14 protein-coding genes are annotated in these 17,129 nt (G+C 70.1%); 1 reads left to right on the top strand and 13 read right to left on the bottom strand.

The features are described from left to right. Positions 1–7: 7 nt before the first annotated feature. The 8 genes from ACM6LR_RS25490 to ACM6LR_RS25455 all read right to left on the bottom strand — a co-directional run bounded on the left by ACM6LR_RS25490 (position 8) and on the right by ACM6LR_RS25455 (position 11,528). Positions 8–421 carry an acyl-CoA thioesterase gene (locus ACM6LR_RS25490; RefSeq protein ID WP_414938315.1) on the bottom strand — a complete coding sequence of 138 codons (414 nt, stop codon included), beginning with the start codon at positions 419–421 and terminating at the stop codon, positions 8–10. Continuing rightward, a complete protein-coding gene (locus ACM6LR_RS25485; protein ID WP_414944647.1) occupies positions 421–5,892 on the bottom strand; it encodes an SDR family NAD(P)-dependent oxidoreductase in 5,472 nt (1,823 codons plus the stop codon). Before ACM6LR_RS25485 ends, ACM6LR_RS25490 begins: the two co-directional genes overlap by 1 nt. Continuing rightward, a complete protein-coding gene (locus ACM6LR_RS25480; protein WP_414944646.1) occupies positions 5,889–6,875 on the bottom strand; it encodes an enediyne biosynthesis protein UnbU in 987 nt (328 codons plus the stop codon). The genes ACM6LR_RS25485 and ACM6LR_RS25480 overlap by 4 nt, the downstream gene beginning before the upstream one ends. Next, positions 6,872–8,770, bottom strand: coding sequence for an FG-GAP-like repeat-containing protein (locus ACM6LR_RS25475; protein WP_414944645.1), 1,899 nt, complete (start codon positions 8,768–8,770; stop codon positions 6,872–6,874). Before ACM6LR_RS25475 ends, ACM6LR_RS25480 begins: the two co-directional genes overlap by 4 nt. A gap of 32 nt (positions 8,771–8,802) precedes the next feature. Next, positions 8,803–9,729, bottom strand: a complete 927-nt coding sequence (locus tag ACM6LR_RS25470) for a DUF1702 family protein (RefSeq protein WP_414944644.1) — start codon at positions 9,727–9,729, stop codon at positions 8,803–8,805. Between the two features lie 565 nt (positions 9,730–10,294). Next, positions 10,295–10,804: a VOC family protein gene (locus ACM6LR_RS25465; protein WP_414938310.1), complete on the bottom strand. Its 510-nt coding sequence runs from the start codon at positions 10,802–10,804 to the stop codon at positions 10,295–10,297. Then, a complete protein-coding gene (locus ACM6LR_RS25460; protein ID WP_414938309.1) occupies positions 10,805–11,155 on the bottom strand; it encodes a PadR family transcriptional regulator in 351 nt (116 codons plus the stop codon). 4 nt (positions 11,156–11,159) lie between these two features. Beyond that, positions 11,160–11,528: a VOC family protein gene (locus tag ACM6LR_RS25455; RefSeq protein ID WP_414944643.1), complete on the bottom strand. Its 369-nt coding sequence runs from the start codon at positions 11,526–11,528 to the stop codon at positions 11,160–11,162. Between the two features lie 72 nt (positions 11,529–11,600). On the opposite strand from ACM6LR_RS25455, the gene ACM6LR_RS25450 reads away from it, so the two are divergent. Then, complete coding sequence (locus tag ACM6LR_RS25450) at positions 11,601–12,803, top strand: DNA glycosylase AlkZ-like family protein (protein ID WP_414944642.1); 1,203 nt, start codon at positions 11,601–11,603, stop codon at positions 12,801–12,803. Positions 12,804–12,878: 75 nt separating this feature from the next. On the opposite strand, the gene ACM6LR_RS25445 is transcribed toward ACM6LR_RS25450, so the two are convergent. From ACM6LR_RS25445 to ACM6LR_RS25425, 5 genes are all read right to left on the bottom strand, one after another. Continuing rightward, positions 12,879–13,256, bottom strand: coding sequence for a helix-turn-helix domain-containing protein (locus ACM6LR_RS25445; protein WP_414944641.1), 378 nt, complete (start codon positions 13,254–13,256; stop codon positions 12,879–12,881). Positions 13,257–13,266: 10 nt separating this feature from the next. Further along, positions 13,267–13,635, bottom strand: a complete 369-nt coding sequence (locus ACM6LR_RS25440) for a VOC family protein (RefSeq protein WP_414938305.1) — start codon at positions 13,633–13,635, stop codon at positions 13,267–13,269. 89 nt (positions 13,636–13,724) lie between these two features. Continuing rightward, on the bottom strand, positions 13,725–14,420 hold the full coding sequence (locus ACM6LR_RS25435; RefSeq protein WP_414938304.1) for an ester cyclase: 696 nt from the start codon (positions 14,418–14,420) through the stop codon (positions 13,725–13,727). Between the two features lie 51 nt (positions 14,421–14,471). Then, positions 14,472–15,461 (bottom strand): ester cyclase, encoded by a 990-nt coding sequence (locus ACM6LR_RS25430; RefSeq protein ID WP_414938303.1) that lies wholly within the window; start codon positions 15,459–15,461, stop codon positions 14,472–14,474. Positions 15,462–15,669: 208 nt separating this feature from the next. Beyond that, positions 15,670–17,058: a cytochrome P450 gene (locus ACM6LR_RS25425; RefSeq protein ID WP_414944640.1), complete on the bottom strand. Its 1,389-nt coding sequence runs from the start codon at positions 17,056–17,058 to the stop codon at positions 15,670–15,672. Positions 17,059–17,129 lie beyond the last annotated feature (71 nt).

Genomic DNA, 17,129 nt, shown 5'->3' with positions numbered 1-17,129 from the left:
CGGGGTGTCAGCTGAAGTTCGCCAGCGCGTGCTCCAGTTCGGCCGGTATCCCGGCGGGCCGGACCCCGCCGTCCGCCCGGCGCATACAGGCGACCGTCTGGGTTCCGCGCGCGGTCAGCGTCCCGCCGCGGCGGAATTCGAAACCCATCTCGATCCGGTTGCCGGAAGTGGCCCGCAGGGTCATTTCGACGCCGACCTCGTCGAGGGCGAAACACTCGGCGTAGTAGTCCATCGAACAGGAAACGGTGACCATCACGAAGTCACCGGCGCGCAACGCTTTCAGCACACCCGGCGCGTGCTCGGCGAGGAAGAACTCCCGGCAGTGTCCTTGCCAGTGCACGTAATGCGCGAAATACACATTGCCGACCAGGTTCGTCTCGTCCAGGGTCACCACGTGGTCGTGGCGATAGACCGCCGGCATCAGCGCCGCCCGATCGCGAGCGCGATCACGACCGGGTCCCCGGTTTCCCGCACCCGCACCTTCGCGGTGAGCACTCGCAGCGCATCGGAACTCGCGACCACGACGCCGTCTTCGGTGACCTCGTCGATCCGCAACGGTGCGAGCGCGGACTCCCCGAGCGCCTCCCGGTACGACCGCACCCTGGTCGCGGCCGTACCGACGTCCTCGCCGAGTTTGTCCACGAGCGACGCGGCGAGTTCGCTGTCCGCCGGGTCCAGGCCCGCATCGGTGCCCGTGACGGGGGTGGCGGCCCAGCCGGTGCCCGGCGGCGGTGCGGTGAGCGCGATCGGGCTTCGCACACCGGCGTCGGTGCTCAGTTCCAGGCGGTCCTCGATCCCGCATTCGATCAGCCGCCGCGAAAGCCACGGGCCGATCAGCCGCACCGGCATCCCGTCCGGCCAGTCACGGGTGCCCACCGCGCGCAGCCGCAGCGACCGCCACCCGGCGACCGCGAGCCCGTCGGGGCGGACGAGGCCGACGTCGAAACAGTATTCGCCGTCGGTGTGCGAAAGCTCGGTCCCCAGTACGCGCAACGGCCCGGACGGTTCGCGCCAGACGGTGAACTCCTCGGCCCCGATCGGCAGGGCGAGCCGGTGCGGGACGCAGGCGAGCAACGCGTGCAGGGTGGCGTCGTGCGCGGCGGGGTCGCCGAGCCACAACTGTCCACTGTGGAATTCCGAGAACCAGGGGCCCGGCTCGCCGTCGTTGAGCCATGCGTCGATCGCGAACGCCGACAAGTGCCGGTACCCGGCCACTCGGCGGAACCGTCCACTGTGGAAGAACAAGGAGCCGTACCACGGACTGGTCCCGGTGATCGGCTCCGCGGCCCCGGTCTGCGCCGGCGGCTCGGACGCCTCGCGCACCACCGCCGAAAACCGCGGGGCGGCGAACCTGTCGGTGTCGTCGCGCAGTTCCACCGCGGTCCCGTCCGGCGTGGTCAACGCGGCGACCCGGATGACCCTGGTGTCACTGGCGCCGACGGTGACCGGCACCCGGAACCGCGGTTCGGCCAGCGCGGTCGCGCCCTCGGCGTGCCCGGCGAGCGCGGCGGCCTGCCGCATCGCTTCCAGGCCGACCACGGCGGGCAGCACCGGCACGCCGTCGAGGCGGTGCCCGTCGAGGTACGGGTCCGCCCCCAGCGCGAGGTCGGCCTCCAGCACCGCCTCCACACCTGGCACACGCACGCGGGTCCGCTCCGCGAACCTCGGCGGGGAACCGGCGGGTGTCGCGGCGGACAGGGTCGGCGTCGCGGGGAATCTCGAGGTCAGCAGGACCGTGACCGGCGATCCGGGATCGTCGAGCACTCCGGTCATGGCCCGCACACCCCGATCCGGGGTGATCGGGTCGATCCCGAGCCTGCGCAGCCGGTCCAGCACGTCGAGCCGGACCCCCATGCCGATCTCGGACCAGACCGACCACTCCAGCAGATGCGCCCGGCAGGACGGGTGGACGGCCGCCCACCGCTCCAGTTCGACGCGGAGCCAGTCGTTGGCGACGCAGTATTCGGATTGCCCGGCGAGCCCCTGCCTGCCGATGATCGAGCCGAAGCCGAGTACCAGCTTGAGTTCTTCACCGAACTCGCCGAGCAGTGCCCGCAGGCCGCCGGTCTTCGGCCGCAGGGTCGCCGCCAGCGACGCGGCGGTGACCTCGCTCATCCGGCGGGGTTCGTTCAGGCCCGCGCCGTGCAGGAGACCGCGCACCGGGCCCGGGCACCGTGTTTTCAGCGCACGCACCTGCCCGGCGTCGGCGACGTCGCAGCGTTCGTAGCGTGCCGTCACGCCGGCCCCCGCGCGCTCCAGTCCCGCCAGCACGTGCGGTGCGTCGGACGGCGAACGGCCGGTGAACACCAGCGCGCAGCCGGTCCGCTCGGCCAGCGCGATCGCGGCGTACGCGGTGATCCCGGAGACCCCGCCGGTGACAAGGCAGACGTCCGCCGCCGTGAGCGGTTCCGGTGCCCCGGTTCCCGGCTGCCGCGCGAACAGCGTGGCGCGGTGCACCGATCCGTCCCGGCCGTAGCGAAGTTCGAGGTACCGTTCCGGCGCCGCTCCCGCCAGCATGGCGGGATCCGGCCGGAAGCCCACGTCCGGCAGTTCGGCGACGACCACCGCACAGGACAGTTCGACCGCCGCGCTCCTGGCGATCCCGGCCGCCGCCGGATGTCCACAATGGACCACGAGTAGCCGCTCCGGCCCGGCGCCCGCGATCAGGCCGAGCAGCTCCGCGACCTCGGCGGGACCGGCCTTCTCCGGAACTTCGACGGCGAGGCCGGGTTCGCCCGCACCACCGGGCAACTCGTACAGCCAGTGCCCGGCGGTGGCGTGCACGGTCCACCGCACCGGCCCGGCGGGCTCCGCCGTGAACGGTTCCCACCGCTGCTCGAACGGCCGCACCCAGTTCGCCACCCCGGCCACCGAATCGGTCTCCAGTGGCGCTTCGGGCAGGCCGGTCAGCTCCGCCGCCGCGTCCGCGACGGTTGCGGACGCCAGCGAAAGCGGGGTGTCCGGTGGGCGCTTGCCCAGTTCCGCCGCCACCGTGCTGATGATCTGCACCACCTGCAACGAGTTCAGGTGCAGATCCCCGAGCAGTGAACTGCCGGCGGTGATCGAACCGGCGGGCAGTTCGAGCGTGGTGGCCAGGTGCGCGGTCAGCACGGCGAGCGGATCAGTGCCGGTCTCGACGGGGTTCACCGGCACTTCGTCCGGCACCGGCACCGTCGCCTCGCGCTCCGGTGCGTCGACCCAGCCTGTCCGGTTCTCGCACGGGTTCACCACGAAGTCCGGCACGGCGTCCAGCGGCAGCGGCCGGTTCGCCCTGCCCGCGAACCACGGCTCCAGGTCCGCACCGGCGCAGGCGGCCAGCACCGCGGTGGCGAACGCGTGCCGCGCGGGTTCACCGCCGGTGTCCATGCTCAGCACCGGCAGGCCGGTCGCTCCGGCGAGCCCGGCCAGCATCGTGCCCGGCCCGGCTTCCAGCAGCAGATCGCAGCACTCGGCCAGTTCCGCGAGCGCGCGGCTGAACAGCACCGGCTCGGTGAGCTGGCGGACGAGCAGGTCACGCAGTTCGTCGCCGCCCGCGGTCACCCGGGTGCCGGTGATGGTGGAGAACACCGGACGGCCGGGCGCTGGCAACGAGAATCCCCGCAGGGCTTGACGAAACGGCTCCTCGCTCGCGCTCATGGCCGGACTGTGGAACCCGTGGGAGACCCGCAGTTCGCTCGCGGTCACGCCGTCCGCGCGCGCCCGGCGCAGTACCTCGGCGACGTCCGGGCGGGGGCCGGAGACGACCACCTGGCCAGGCCCGTTGATCCCGGCGAGCACCACCGGGGTTCCCGCCAGCAGTGCGGCCACACCGGAATCCGAAAGGCCGAGGCTCGCCATCGTGGTGCCGGCGGCGCCGTGTTCGGCCATGATCCGGCCACGGACGGCGGCGAGTTCCACCGCCGTCTCCGCCGAACAGCAGCCCGCCCACCGCAGGGCCGTGAGCTCACCGAGGCTGTGCCCGGCCGCGGCCTCCGCGCGCACGCCGAGTTCGGCGAGCCAGGCCAGTGCGGCGAGGGACTGCCGCACGATCGCGGGCTGCGCCACACTCGTGTCCACAGTAGACAGCGCCGATCCGGTGGGCAGCCCCGGCACACCGAGATCCGCCGCCCAGCCGGGCAGCGCGGCGCGGACCGGCGCGGCCTGCCCGGGGAACAGCAGGCCCAGCCGGGCCGCGCGCGCCGAACCGAGTGCGAAACCGCCATACCGGTCGAACTGTGGTTCGCCGGACCAGCCCTCGGTCGCGGCCGACGCGGCCTTCGCGGCCGCCGCCAGCTCGTCGGGGTCACGCGCCACCAACGCCGCGCGTAGCTTGCCCGGCCCTGGGTCGTCCCGCCATGCGGTGGCCGCGAGATCGCCGACCTCGGCCGTGCTCAGCAGTTCGGCGCTCGCGGCCAGTGCGGCGAGCCGGGTGGAAAGGTCCGCCGGACTCGTCGCGCCGAGCAGCACGATCTCGGTTTCTTCCCGCCGTGCCGACCAGCGGCGGGTCGCGGCGGACAGGCTGCGGACCGAGTCGCCGGGCGAGCCTCTCAAGACCACGTGCGCGTTGATCCCGCCGAAACCCATCGAAGAGACACCGGCGACCGGGATCTCGTCCGGCCACGGCTCGGCCTCGGCGAGCAGCCGCAGCGGCGCGGAATCCGCGCGCAGCAGTTCCTGCGGCCGTTCGCAGCCGGTGACCGGTGGCAGCACCCGGTGGAAGACGGACAACGCCGCCTTGATCAGCCCGGCCACCCCCGCCGCCGCCTTGGTGTGCCCGATGTTCGCCTTCACCGTGCTCAACGCGGCCGGCGCCGCGCCGGCGCCCCGGACCTCGGTCAGCGCCTCGAGTTCCACCCGGTCACCGACCTCGGTGCCGGTCCCGTGCCCCTCGATCAGGCCCGCCGACTCCGGGGCCAGCCCGGCGACCCGGTAGGCGCGGCGCAGCGCGAGCACCTGCCCGGCCCGTTCCGGGCGGCTGAGCCCGCCCGCACCGTCCGACGAGGACGCCCAGCCGACGAGCTGCGCGTACTCGCGCAGCCCGCGCCGTTCGGCGTCCCCCGCCCGCATCAGCGCGATCACCCCGCAGCCCTCACCGGGCAGGAAACCGGTCGGCCGCTCGTCGTAGACCCGCATCCGGTCGGTGGCGAGCGCGCCGAGACGCGAGAACCCGATCAGTTCCAAGGGGTCGATCGACATGTCCACCCCGCCGGCGAGCGCGAAGTCCAGCTCACCGGCGGCCAGCGCACGGGCCGCGGTCATCACCGCGAGGAGGCTGGACGAACAGGCGCCGTCCACTGTGTACCCGGTGCCGTGCAGGTCGAAATGGTTGCAGATCCGGCCGGCGATGGTGTTGGCCAGCGTCCCGGTGAGCATTTCCTCCCCCGGTTCGGGGAACGGCTGCTTGACCAGGTGTTCCAGCCTGCGGAGCACGTCCCCGGACAGCTCCGCCGGAGCACCCGCGCCCGCCAGCGCGGTCGAGGCGGCGTCGGCGAGGAACGGCCAGCGCAGCCGCAGGGTCGCCGCCCTGGTGAACTCACCGGTCAGCGAATTGCCGAGCACCACCCCCGCCGTGTCCCGGTCGAGCCCGTCGCCGCCGGGGAAACCGGCGTCGGCCAACGCGTCGGCCGCGGTCTCCAGCGCGAGCCAGTGCGTCTGGTCGGCCGCGCGGTACAGCGGGCCGGGGATCCCGAACCGCCGCCGGTCGAACGCCCAGTCCCGCAGCACCCCGGCATGGGTCACGTAGGTGAGATCGGCGTCCGCGCGGCCACCTTGGTACCGGCGGGACAACCGGCACTCCGGGATGCGCCGGAACGCGCGGCGGCGCGCGAGCACGTTCTGCCAGAGCCGGGCGGGCGAGGTGGCGTCCGGGTACCGGCAGGCCATTCCGACGATCGCGACGGGCTCCCCGGTCACGACCCGGTCCCGGATCTGACCCGAGACGTGTCCTTCGACGCCGTCGGCCGGTACGCGCTCACCACCAGTACCAGCCCGCGCAGCACGCAGGTGATCACCAGCGCGAAGAACAGGCCGAACACCACACCCGAAACCACCAGCAAGCCGTAGATCAGTCCGGTGGCGACGCCGAAGATCACCTGGTTGCGTGGCTTCGACGGGGTGGTTCCCGGATCGGTGATCATGTAGTTGGTGTAGAGGATGAACGCGACCCCGGTGACCGGGAGCAGCGCGCCGATCAGCGCGTGGTCGAGCAGCAACCACCGCAGCACCGCTTGCGCGGCGAAACCGCCTGCCCAGCCCAGTATCAGCGGGACCTTGCCGGTGAGCTTGGCGTTGAGCATCGTGCCGAGCATCAGGATGCCCAGCGGGATCAGCCAGTCCACCGTGCCGGTGACGAAGTTCGTGAAGTGGTACGGCGGCGCGATCCCGACCCACGGATAGATCAGCAGCACCACCACGATGCCCGAGTTCGACGGGTTCAGCACGTGCCGCAACTTGCCCTTGAGCCGCACCCGGACCACGTACTTCGTCGCGTTGGCCACCACCACCGCCATCAGGTACGGCCACACCGAGGCGTTGCCGTACAACAGCATCGCGCACGCCAGCGCGGTGATATGCGGCGGCAGCAGGAAAGTCACCATCGCGCTCGCGCCACCGGCGTACTCCGGGGTCCGCCCGTACGCCCAGCTGTCCAGCCGCTCGAACAGCAGCGCGGTCACGTAACTGACCACTATCGCGAGCAGCGGGGTGATCGGCGCCTGCTCGAACCCGAGTACGAGATGGCCGACGATGGTGAACGCCGTGATCGACATCGCGAACCGGCGCAGGGCCTTGATCCGTTTGTCCGGGCCGGGATCCGGGACCGGCACGGTCGTCGGCGACGCCGGGGGCGCCGGTGCCGTCGCGGCGGAGTTCCGCCGCGATTCGGTCGTGCTCGTCATTTCAGGACCGCCGTTCCGTTCGCGCCGAGCAGCACGGTGTGGTGACCGGGCCGGAGCTCGACCTCGGCCCGATGGACCCCGGTGCCGTCCCGCCAGGTGATCGCGGCCCGTGCGGATCCGCCGTCGGGCAGCGCCAGATGTGCCTCGCCTGCCGAGACGCCGGCGTGCCCGTTCGCCGGGAACAGCTGGGTCCGCAGCGTCCGGTCGCCGGAGAACACCTCGATCCGCGCGCCGATCGCCGTCCGCTCGCCACCGGCCGCGCCGGGGGTGACCAGACGCAGGTCCGCCGCTTTACGACCGGACTGGCCGATGTTGCGCAGCAGCAAGGAATCCTCCCACTGGTTGGCGACCAGTGCGTCGAGCTTGCCGTCGCCGTCCACGTCACCGAAGGCGAACCCGCGGGTGTTGTACGGCGCGCCGATGCCGAGCTGACCGGCGAGGTCGGTGTAGCGGCCGTCGCCTGCTCTGACGTAGAACGGGTTCGCCTGGTGCCCGGAAAGGTCGTCGCCGAGCACGAACTTCGGCCACGCTTGCGGGTACTTCAGCAGCTGGTCGTTGCCCATCGCGAGTTCCTGCAGTTCCGGCCACCGGTCGCGGTCACCCTTGAGGAAACCGGTCGCCTGCACGAGCTGGTCGACACCGGAGTTGTCGAAGTCGCCGGCCTTGATGTCCCACGCCCAGCCGCTCCTGGCCAGGCCGAGATCCTCGCTGCGCTCGGCATAGGGCAGCTTGCCCGCGGCGAGGTCGGCACCGGTCCCGGTGGGCACGAACGCGAAGTTGCTCTCATGCAGTGCGTACGGCGTGGTGATGTTGCTGACCGCGATCATCGGCAGTGGGTTGCCATCGGGATAGGTGAAGGTGACCCCCATGCCCTTGAAGGAATCATGCCCGAGCACCTCCGACCGCGGGGTGAGCAGATCGCGGTCACCGTTGACCTCGGCCAGCCGGGCCTTGCCCGGCGTGGACCTGTTGACCAGCAACTGGTCCGGGCCGAAGTCGTTGGCAACGTACATCTCCGGCAGGCTGTCGCCGGTGAGGTCCTGCAGCCCGAACGCGAGGGTCCACGACCGCGCCGAATCGTCCGGGAACGCGGTGCTGGCGTCGGTGATCACCGGCAACGTGGACGGTGCGCCCGACGGTCTGGTCAACAGCAGCCGGTTCACCCCGGCGTTGCGCGCCTTGCCCATCGAGTCCTGCATGTACATCCGGCCATCGGACCCCGCGACCGGGTCGAGCACCTTGGCGCCGTCCGGGAAGTAGTTGCCCACCAGGACGTCGAGGTGCCCGTCGCCGTCGACGTCGCCGAGGTTCAGCGCGGTGGAGTTCCATACCTGCATGGGCGAGACCAGTTCCACCGGCCGGAAGTTCGCCGCGGCGGGCGGGGTCCCCGGCGCGGCCGAGTTCAGGAACAGCACCGGCGACCGGCCCCAGTAGTAGACAAGGAGGTCCTGGCGACCGTCCTCGTCGAGATCGGACGGCACGCAGCCCATCGGGGCCATCGTCTCGTCGTAGGCCAGCGGGCGCGGGTCCAGCGTGAACTTCGGATACGCCCGCCCACCCGCGTCCGGCACCGGGGCCACGGTGACCGAGTCGTCGCGCGGGTCGACGAGACAGAAGTCGGCGGAGCGCTTGAGCTCACGCAGATCGGCCAGCGCCACCGCCGCCCCGACCGCGGAGATCCAGGCCCGGATGGGTTCGAGTTCCGGTTGCACCTGACGTTGCTGCCGCGCACCCGGCGACGTGGAGTTCAGCGGGACCTGGTCGAAGGCGAACCCGCCGGCCAGCGAACGGTTCTCGTTCGCGCTCAGTCCCGGCCTCGCGGTGAAGATCCCCGCGGTGAGACAGAGCAGGAGCGCGACCGCCACCGGGACCACCCTGCGCCACGGCTTTGGCATGTCGAATACCCTCTCCCACCCGGAAAATCGGCTCAGAACCGCCGCTCGGCCAGTTCCCGCAACCGGGCTTTCCATTCGGTGTACGCGGACAATTCGGTGGATCCGGTGAGGCCGTGCGCCGCCTCGTCCGTCCACCCCGAGACTTCCTCCGGCGTAGCGGAGAACAACTGCTCGCACACGCGTCCGGTGTGCTCCGGCACGATCCGTGCCCGGTACCTCGCGGCGCCGGCGAACAGCACGCCCTGCCCGAAATGTGGTGCGTACGGCCCGCTGGACCGCACCAGTTCCGCGACCGCGCCGGGTCCGGCGCAACCCGCGTAACACGCGGCGAGGCCGATACCCGACCAGAGCGGGCCACGGGCGGGTTCGGGCGTTTCGGCGATCACCCTCGCGACCCCCACCGGGTCCGCGGCCTGTGCGAACCACAGCGCACGGCCGCAACCGGCGACCCTCGCCCGCCAGCGTTCGCTCGGCCGCCGGTGACATCGCCGCCGCAACGCGCGGAGGCCACCGAAGTACGTTTCCGCGAACCCGGCTCCGTCCAGAGCGAGCCATCGGAGCAGCGGAGTGGATGGGACGGCCACCGGCAGGGGCACCCGCGTCGGCACCAGCGCCCAGCCGTAGCCGACATGGATCAGGTGCGTGTACTGGTCTCCCGGCCCGCTGAGCAAGCGCGCGAGCGCGCCACCTCTGCCGACCGGGGCGAGGTCGTACAGCGCCGCGAACATCCCGGCGCCCTCATAGGCGAATCCTCGTTCGGCGTCCGGAATCTCCGCCAGCTCCGAATGCGCGTCACGTGATTTCGCCGCCACATTGAACCCGGTCAGGAAATAGCGAGCGTGCTTTTCCAGTTCGGCGCGTTCACTTTCCCGGTCGAGCCTGAATCCGCGCCGGGAGAAATCGGCCATTGTCAGGGGAAGTCGAAGGACACGGGTTACCGGTGGCGACCCGACGGCCATTCGAGGACTATTCCCTGCCCACATCGTCACATGACACCCCTGGCAGAGCGATGCGATACTCGAATAATGATGAGCACAAGTACATACTAAGGCGATGTCCCCGCAGTTGAACACCCATGGAAAGGCTGACACAGCGAGATGGACACGGTCAAACGACTTCACCCAGGTGGCGCAAATTACTCACCCGGGGGAAGCGACGAAAGATCAAGAATCGAAAGTCCACAGTGGATAATTGTCGGAGCAATTCGAAGGCAATCCACCCGAGCCCGTTGAAAATATGTTTCGGCAATTGCGTGACACCGCCGGACGGGCGCCGAAATCACCGGTGAACACGACGAGAACCGCACCGGCGGGCGCCGCCGGGCAGGGCACGGCGGGGCGGACTCGCGATCGGCGCGGTCACCAGGGCAGCCTAGGGTCGGCGCCCGGCGCCGGACTTCTCTTGAATTGCGCATCTCCCCCGCGGAGCGCGGGTGCCAGGCCGGGTTCCGCCGCGTGCTGTCCGGCTGATCACGCGAGATCGGTGTTCAAACACGGGCGGCAAGCCGACAGGACTCACGCGACGCTAGTCTCGCCGTTCGGCGGCGGTGCCGTTCGGCGAGACCCCGGCGTTGCCCTCGGCCCACTGGTCGGCCCGTTCCTGCAACTCGGCGACCGAAGGGTCGGCCGCGCGCCGCGCCACCGACCAGCGATGCCCGAACGGGTCCTCGATCATCGCGTACCGGTCGCCCCAGAACGCTTCCTGCGGGGCCATCAGCTCGGTCGCCCCTTCCGCCAGCGCGGCGGCGAACACCGCGTCGACGTCGGCGACGTACAGGTGCAACACCACCGGCGTGCCGCCGAGCGCGACCGGACCACGCCCGGCGCCATGCTCGGGGAACTCGTCGTGCAGCAACAACCTGCCGCCGCCCACCAGCAGCTCGCAGTGCATCACCCGGCCGTCCGGGGCGTGATTGCGCAGCAGCTCGTCGGCACCGAACACCGCGGCGTAGAAGCGGACCGCCGCCGCCGTGTCCGCCACGGTGAGCTGGGGCGTGACCCCGGCGAACTCCTCGTCCGCTGCCCAGCCGGTCATCTACTCGCCCCTCTCGTCGGAGCGGAGAACGGCTCGCGCCGTATCGCTCGCGAGCAGGTTAGCGAGTCTTCTGGCCTCGCCGCGGACCGCCCGCGACCCGGTCGGAGTGATCCGGTAGCTACGGCGGCGCTCGGCCCGGCGGTCCGCGCGGACCGCTTCCTCGTCCGTGTCGCTCTCCTCGACCATGCCGTCCACCCGCAGGCGCTGCAGGGTGCGATAGAGCGTGCCGGGACCGAGCACCAGCGTGCCGCCGGTGAGGCGCTCGACGTCCGCGATGAGCCGGTAGCCGTGCTGCTCGCCCTCGGTCAGTGCGAGCAGCAGGGCGAAGGCCGCCGGGGTCAGCGGTGTCACGGGCTCATTCCTGGCTGATCAGGAACTCGTGACCGTCCGGGTCGGTCACCGTGACGAAGGTGCCGAAGTCCTGCGTCTCCGGCTCGGTCACCTGCACACCCTTGCCGGACAGGTCCGCGTGCAGTGCCCGCACGTCCGCGCACTTCAGGGTCACGTCGGCCGAGTCGCCGACCCGGTCCGTCTTGCCGAACGCCTCCGCGTTGGCCAGCACGAACGCCGTCCCGCCACCGCCGGGCGCCACCTCGAGCCACCGCCCCATACCTCCCATGTCCGAGTCCGTGGTCACGTCGAAACCGAGCATGTCGACGTAGAACCGCTTGGACCGTTCCTGGTCCGTCACATACAGCGCGACGGTGTTCAGCTTGGTGATCATGTCATCCTCCTGGGTCGGCCCGGCGGACACTGAAATGTATCCACTACGGACCCAAAATGCCATAATGGCGGCATGACTGCTGAGATCTCTCTCGACAAGCTGCGCGCGTGGTGGTCCCACCGCCAGGGGCTCGACGGCTCGCTGACCGGTGCCTCGCCGGAGGAGGTGCTCAGCCGCACCGGCTGGGCCCGCTCGGTCGGCGGATGCAGCCCCTACCTGGGGTTCTTCGCCCGCGCCGGACTTGACCGCGAGGTCGTCGACAAGGCCGTCGCGAACCTCGACGTGCACGAACTCCCGTCCGCCCGCGGCTGTACCTACATCCTGCCGAAAGAGGACTTCGCCCTCGGGCTGACCGTGGGTTCCGGCGCGCCGGAGGGCGAACTCGCGGCGGCGGGCAAACATCTCGGCGTCACCACCAAGGAAATCAACCGATTGTGTGACGGCGTCGTCTCGGCGCTCGAGTCCGCGTCGGAGCCGCTCGACGCCGCCGGTTTGCGCGACGTCGTCGGCGACGAGGTCCGCAACCTCGGCGCCGAAGGCAAGAAACGCGGTCAGACCACGACTCTGCCGCTCGCACTCGGCCTGCTCCAGTCGCGCGGCCGGATCCGCAGGGTGCCGGTGAACGGCAGGCTCGACCAGCAGCGGTTCGGCTATGTGCCGTGGACACCGTCGCCGCTCGACGGCGACGGGCCGGATGTGGACGCCCAGCGCACCGAACTCGCCAGGCGGTACTCCTCCTGGGCCGCGCCCGCTTCGCTGAAGCACTTCCGCTGGTTCTCCGGGCTCACCGCGGCGGCCGCGAAGAAGGCGATCGAGCCGCTGGACCTGGAGCCGATCGGTGACACCGACCTGCTGCTGCCCGCCGACCTCGCCGTCGAGTTCGAGAAGTTCACCGTGCCGCGCAAACCGTCTTACGCGCTCGTCGCCGGAATCGACGGCATCCACCTGCTGCACCGCGAGCTGAGCAGGCTGGTGAACCCCGAGGACGCCGCGAAGCGTTCCCCCGGTGGCAAGGTGGGCCGGACCCTCGGCGACGAGACCGACCCGCAGTGCCCGATCGTCGTCGACCGCGGCCGGGTGGTCGGGCTGTGGGAGTACGACGTCGACGCGAGCGAGATCGTCTGCCAGCCGTTCGTCAAAACCGACGCGGCACTCAAGAAGGCGATCGCCGGCGCGGAGAACTACGTCCGGGACCAGCTCGGCGACGCCAGGATGACCAGCCTGGACTCCCCGAAGAGCCGGGCTCCGCGCATCGCGGACCTTCGTGCGGGGTAGGGGCTGAAGGGGACTTTCCCCTCGTTACACGCGGCGAAGGGCGCCTTCCCCACGTCCCATGCGGGAAAGTCCCCTTCAGCTCGTGGGCGCCTTGGGATCGCGCGGCGTGGCGATGTACCAAGGCGCCCACGATCCGCTGACCTCGACGAAATGTCGCGCGCGGTATTCACTCGGCGAGCATCCGACGTACTTGTGGAACCGGTCGCTGAAGGTGCCGGGGCTGCGGTAACCGACGCTGCGCCCGATCCGCCGCACCGGATACCTGCTGTGCCGCAGCAGGAACTGCGCCCACTCCATCCGGACGCGCTTGAGCAGCCGTCCCGGCGTTTCGCCGTAACAGGCCGCGAACCGGCGGTTGAACTGGAAGCTGGACAGTTCGACGTCCGCGGCGAGCGAGGACACCAGCAGATCCGTCGCGTATTCGCGGTGCAGCCGCTCCCAAGCGCGGCGCATCGCCGGTACGTCAGGCGTCTTCGCGGAGCACGAAGACATTGTCGTCGGGGTCGAGGAAGGTCGCCATCGCCCCGCCCGCCTGGCCGGACGGCTCCTCGGTGACCGTCACCGCACGCGCGCGCAGCTCGGCGACGGTGGCCTCGATGTCCGCGCAGCCGAACACGATCCCGGTGAAGGTCCCGATCCGGTCGGTGAGATCGGGCGGGGTCCACAGGGTCACGCTCGTCGCCGCGCCGGGCGGGCCGACCTCGATCCAGCGCGCGGCGGGCCCCATCGGCTGGTCGGCCCGCACCTCGAACCCCAGCGCGCCGGTGTAGAAGTCCAGCGCCCGCTGCTGATTTCGGACGTAGACGGCGACCTTCACCACGCTGGAGATCATGGCTTCCTCCCGTCGGCACGCTCACGGCCACGACGTGGGCCGTGTGACAACCCGGCACACGTCGTGGCCGTGGGACCGCGAGAGCGGGGTCAGCTGGACGACCACCCCCGCTCCGGGCGCAGGTAGTCCTCCGCCGCGGTGCCCACGTTTTCGGCGTCCGCCTCGGTCATCTTGACCGCCCACGGCACCTCGGGCCGCTTCACCGCGTCCGGCACGTCACGCTGGACGAAAGTGAGGTTGGTGCCGATCTCCTCGGCGGTGCGCAGGAAGTCGTAGATTCCCCAGTGCTCGGCGATCTTGCCGTCGCGGATGCGGACGACCTCCATCCCGGGGATGACGACCTCGCGGTTGGTCGGCGGCACACCCATGAACTCGCCGTTGTGGTGGGCGTGCAGGTTGTACATCACCCCGAGGAGGTCTCCCTCGCCGATGATCGCGATGTTGTCCTCCATCGGGTCCTCGAACGCCGAGGACCATGCCGAGAACCGCATCTGCACACCTTCGAACCCCGGCGGGTCACCGGGCATCGCGGCGTGGTCGACGAAGTCCTCGGTCAGGTTCCGCGCCAGCGTCTCGGTGCTCCAGTCGTGGCCGTTGAACACTTCCTTCTGGAAGCGCAGCAGCACCTTCTTGTTCTCCTCGATCCTGGGCACGTCCAGTACCGCCTGCACGATCTCCTCGGCGCTCAGGTCCGCGCCCAGCAACTCACGGAGCCGGTTCGCGGCCGCGTCCACTTCGGACTGATGCCTGCTCTGCTGCTCGGTGCCTTGCCTGGCGGAAGTCATCTTCACTCTCTCCTCATCTTGGGCCGGATCGGGCCTTTCCCGGTGAGCGCGCTATTCCAAGCCGTCGATGCCATAGCCGTGCTCCTGGTGGTGCTCGCAGTAGATCTCGCCCGGCGGCGCGATCATGGCGCAGCGCCGCAGCGTGCCCTTCAGCAACACCTGGCACTGGCGGCGTTTCACTTCGATCAGGGTCTTCAGCTCGGTCAGCTTCTGCGGGTCGGCACCGGCCGCGACCGCGGCTTCGTACGCCCGCTGCGCCATGCTGCTGTCGAAGCCCTGCTGGGCACGGACCGCCATGATGTCCTCGGTGAGCGGTGCCATGATCTGGTTGGCGAAGATGTCTTCGAACGGGTTGATGTGCCGGTGTTCCACGATGAGGCCGTCACGCACCTTGATCGCGTGGAGGGTGGGGATGGCGATCTGGTGGTCCTTCGGCGGCCTGCCTGCGAACTCCTCGAATTGGGTGCCACGCCCGGTGATCAGCCCGACCACCGCCTCGTTGTCCGCCGAGACGATCTCGTTGATCACCATGAACCAGTCCGGGAACGAGCGGAACAGGCCGAGCAGCATCCTGGTGTGCGCCTTCGGGCTGATCGGGTCGTTGCCGAAGTAGGTCTTGCTGCGGAACTCGGTGGGATGGAACAAGTTCTCCATACCCTCGTAGTTCCGCGAGTTCTCGTACTCGATGTACTTGTAGAAGATGTCGATGTTCCGCTGCCGCAGATCCTGGCTGACCGGGGACTGGGAAACCGTGATGGTCCCGTTGATCTGCCCGGAGACGGTGGCCAGGAACTGGTCGAACAGCTGCTCCCGCGCCGGGGTCGGCAGCCGGGTGATCAGGGAGAGGTTCTCCCGCAGCGCCAGGCCGAGATCCTTGGGCTCCTCACGCTCCGCGGTCGCGACGTCGGAGACCGGCCTGCCGTTGGTCGTGCCGGCACCGTTCGTCAGTCCCCCCGCCGACTCGAACCAGCGGCCCTGGAGTTCCTGGAGCGCGCTCTCGTCGGGCTGCTGGTCGTTCTCCGTATGACTCGTCGCGCTCATGGGTACCCTCCCGGGAGTGGCAGCTTGGTGATCAGTCGCTCTGCCCGGGTCGCCGCCCGGGAACCAACCGTCGCCGCGGCCGGACCTTCCGGCCGAACCAACTCCATGGCGAGTCGGTTCGACCGTGCGGAAAGTCTTGCCGCACCGTCGAAATCGATTCTTTCACCGGCGTCGTGGCGGTAACTTCTTCGGCGTTGCTGGGCGGCCCTCAGCCGAAATCGACCATGGACCGGATCCCGCCGCGCAGCTCGGTCCAGCCCGCGATCGGGCCGCCTGGCGCGCGCAGGCGCACCGGGAGTCCCCGCTTGGGCTGGGAGACCATCAGCCCGCCACAGTCCACTCGCGACCCCGGCTCGACCTCGAACCGCCACCGCCGCAACAGGATCGCCAGGATCTGGCGCATCTCCATCGTGGCGAACCCCGAACCGAGGCACATCCTGGGTCCGGCGGCGAAGGGCAAATAGCCGTACGGTCCGGGATCGTCGTCCAGCCAGCGGTCGGGGACGAACCGGTCCGGTCGGGGGTACAGTTCCGGCAGGCGGTGGGTGATGTAGGAACTGAAGATCACGTGCGCGCCGGTGTCCAGCCGATACGGGCCGAGGTCCACCGGCGCCGAAGCGACCTTGCTCCACCACATCACCGGCGGCAGCAGCCGGAGGCTCTCCTTGATCACCCTGTCCAGCAACGGAAGCTTCGGGGCCGCGTCCTCGGCGGCGCCGAGTTCGTCGACGACGTCGCCCAGGATTCCGGGATGCGCGCAGAGCAGCAAGAGGGTCCAGGTGAGCGCGCTGGCGGTGGTGGCGTGCCCGGCCATGAACAGGAAGGTGGTCTGGCCGATCAGCTCGTCATCGGACAGGCCGGTGCCGTCGTCGTCGTTGGCCTTGGTCAGCCGGGTGAGCACGTCCGTGCCGCCGGTCTCCCCACCGCGGCGCGCCTCGATGAGCCCGCGGACGGTGGTTTCGAGGCTTCCGGACAGCTTTGTCAGCCTGCGATAGGGAAAGCCGGGCAGATCGACCGGCACCGCGAGCGCGGGCACCGAGAACACGGTGTCCATCCAGTCCTGCAGGAGGGAGCTCGTGGCACGGCCTTCCCGCTCGGGTTCCAGCCCCAGCAACGTTTTCACCGCGACCGCCATGGTGATCGCGCGCATTTCGGCGAGCAGATCGACCTCCGCGCCTGCCCGCCAGCCCTCGATCCCACGCCGCGTGATGTCCGCGATGTCCGGCGCGTACGCCTCGATGTGCCGTCGCTGCAACGCCGACGCCATCAGTTTCCGCTGCCGCCGATGCTTCGCGCCGTTCATGTTCGTCAGCCCCGCGTAGAGCCGGCTGAGCGGCGAACCCTCGGACATCCGCACCGGCGTCGACGCCGCGTCGATGTTCTGGAACAACTCGCTGTCGCGAAGCACGATCTGGTTGTAGCGCGGCGAAAACACGAAGACGTAATCCGTCGTCCCGCGCGCGAGCGACGCGATTTCCCCGTACTGGCCGTGTAGTCGTCGCAGATACTTCACCGCGTCGAAGGCGAACACGGCGAAGTTCCCACGGACACCGACCAGCGGCAAGGCGCGCGGGCCGGGAATGACAGTCGTCGTCACCCCCGAACGGTGTCACCCCGCCACCCACGCAGCTTCTTCGCTCTTGCTGGGCCGGATGGCGGGTCCGTGAA

This window comes from Amycolatopsis sp. cmx-11-32, assembly GCF_047608695.1.
GTDB lineage: Bacteria > Actinomycetota > Actinomycetes > Mycobacteriales > Pseudonocardiaceae > Amycolatopsis.
Note: the sequence above shows the minus strand (reverse complement) of the source record. Positions and strands in the feature narration are given on the sequence as shown.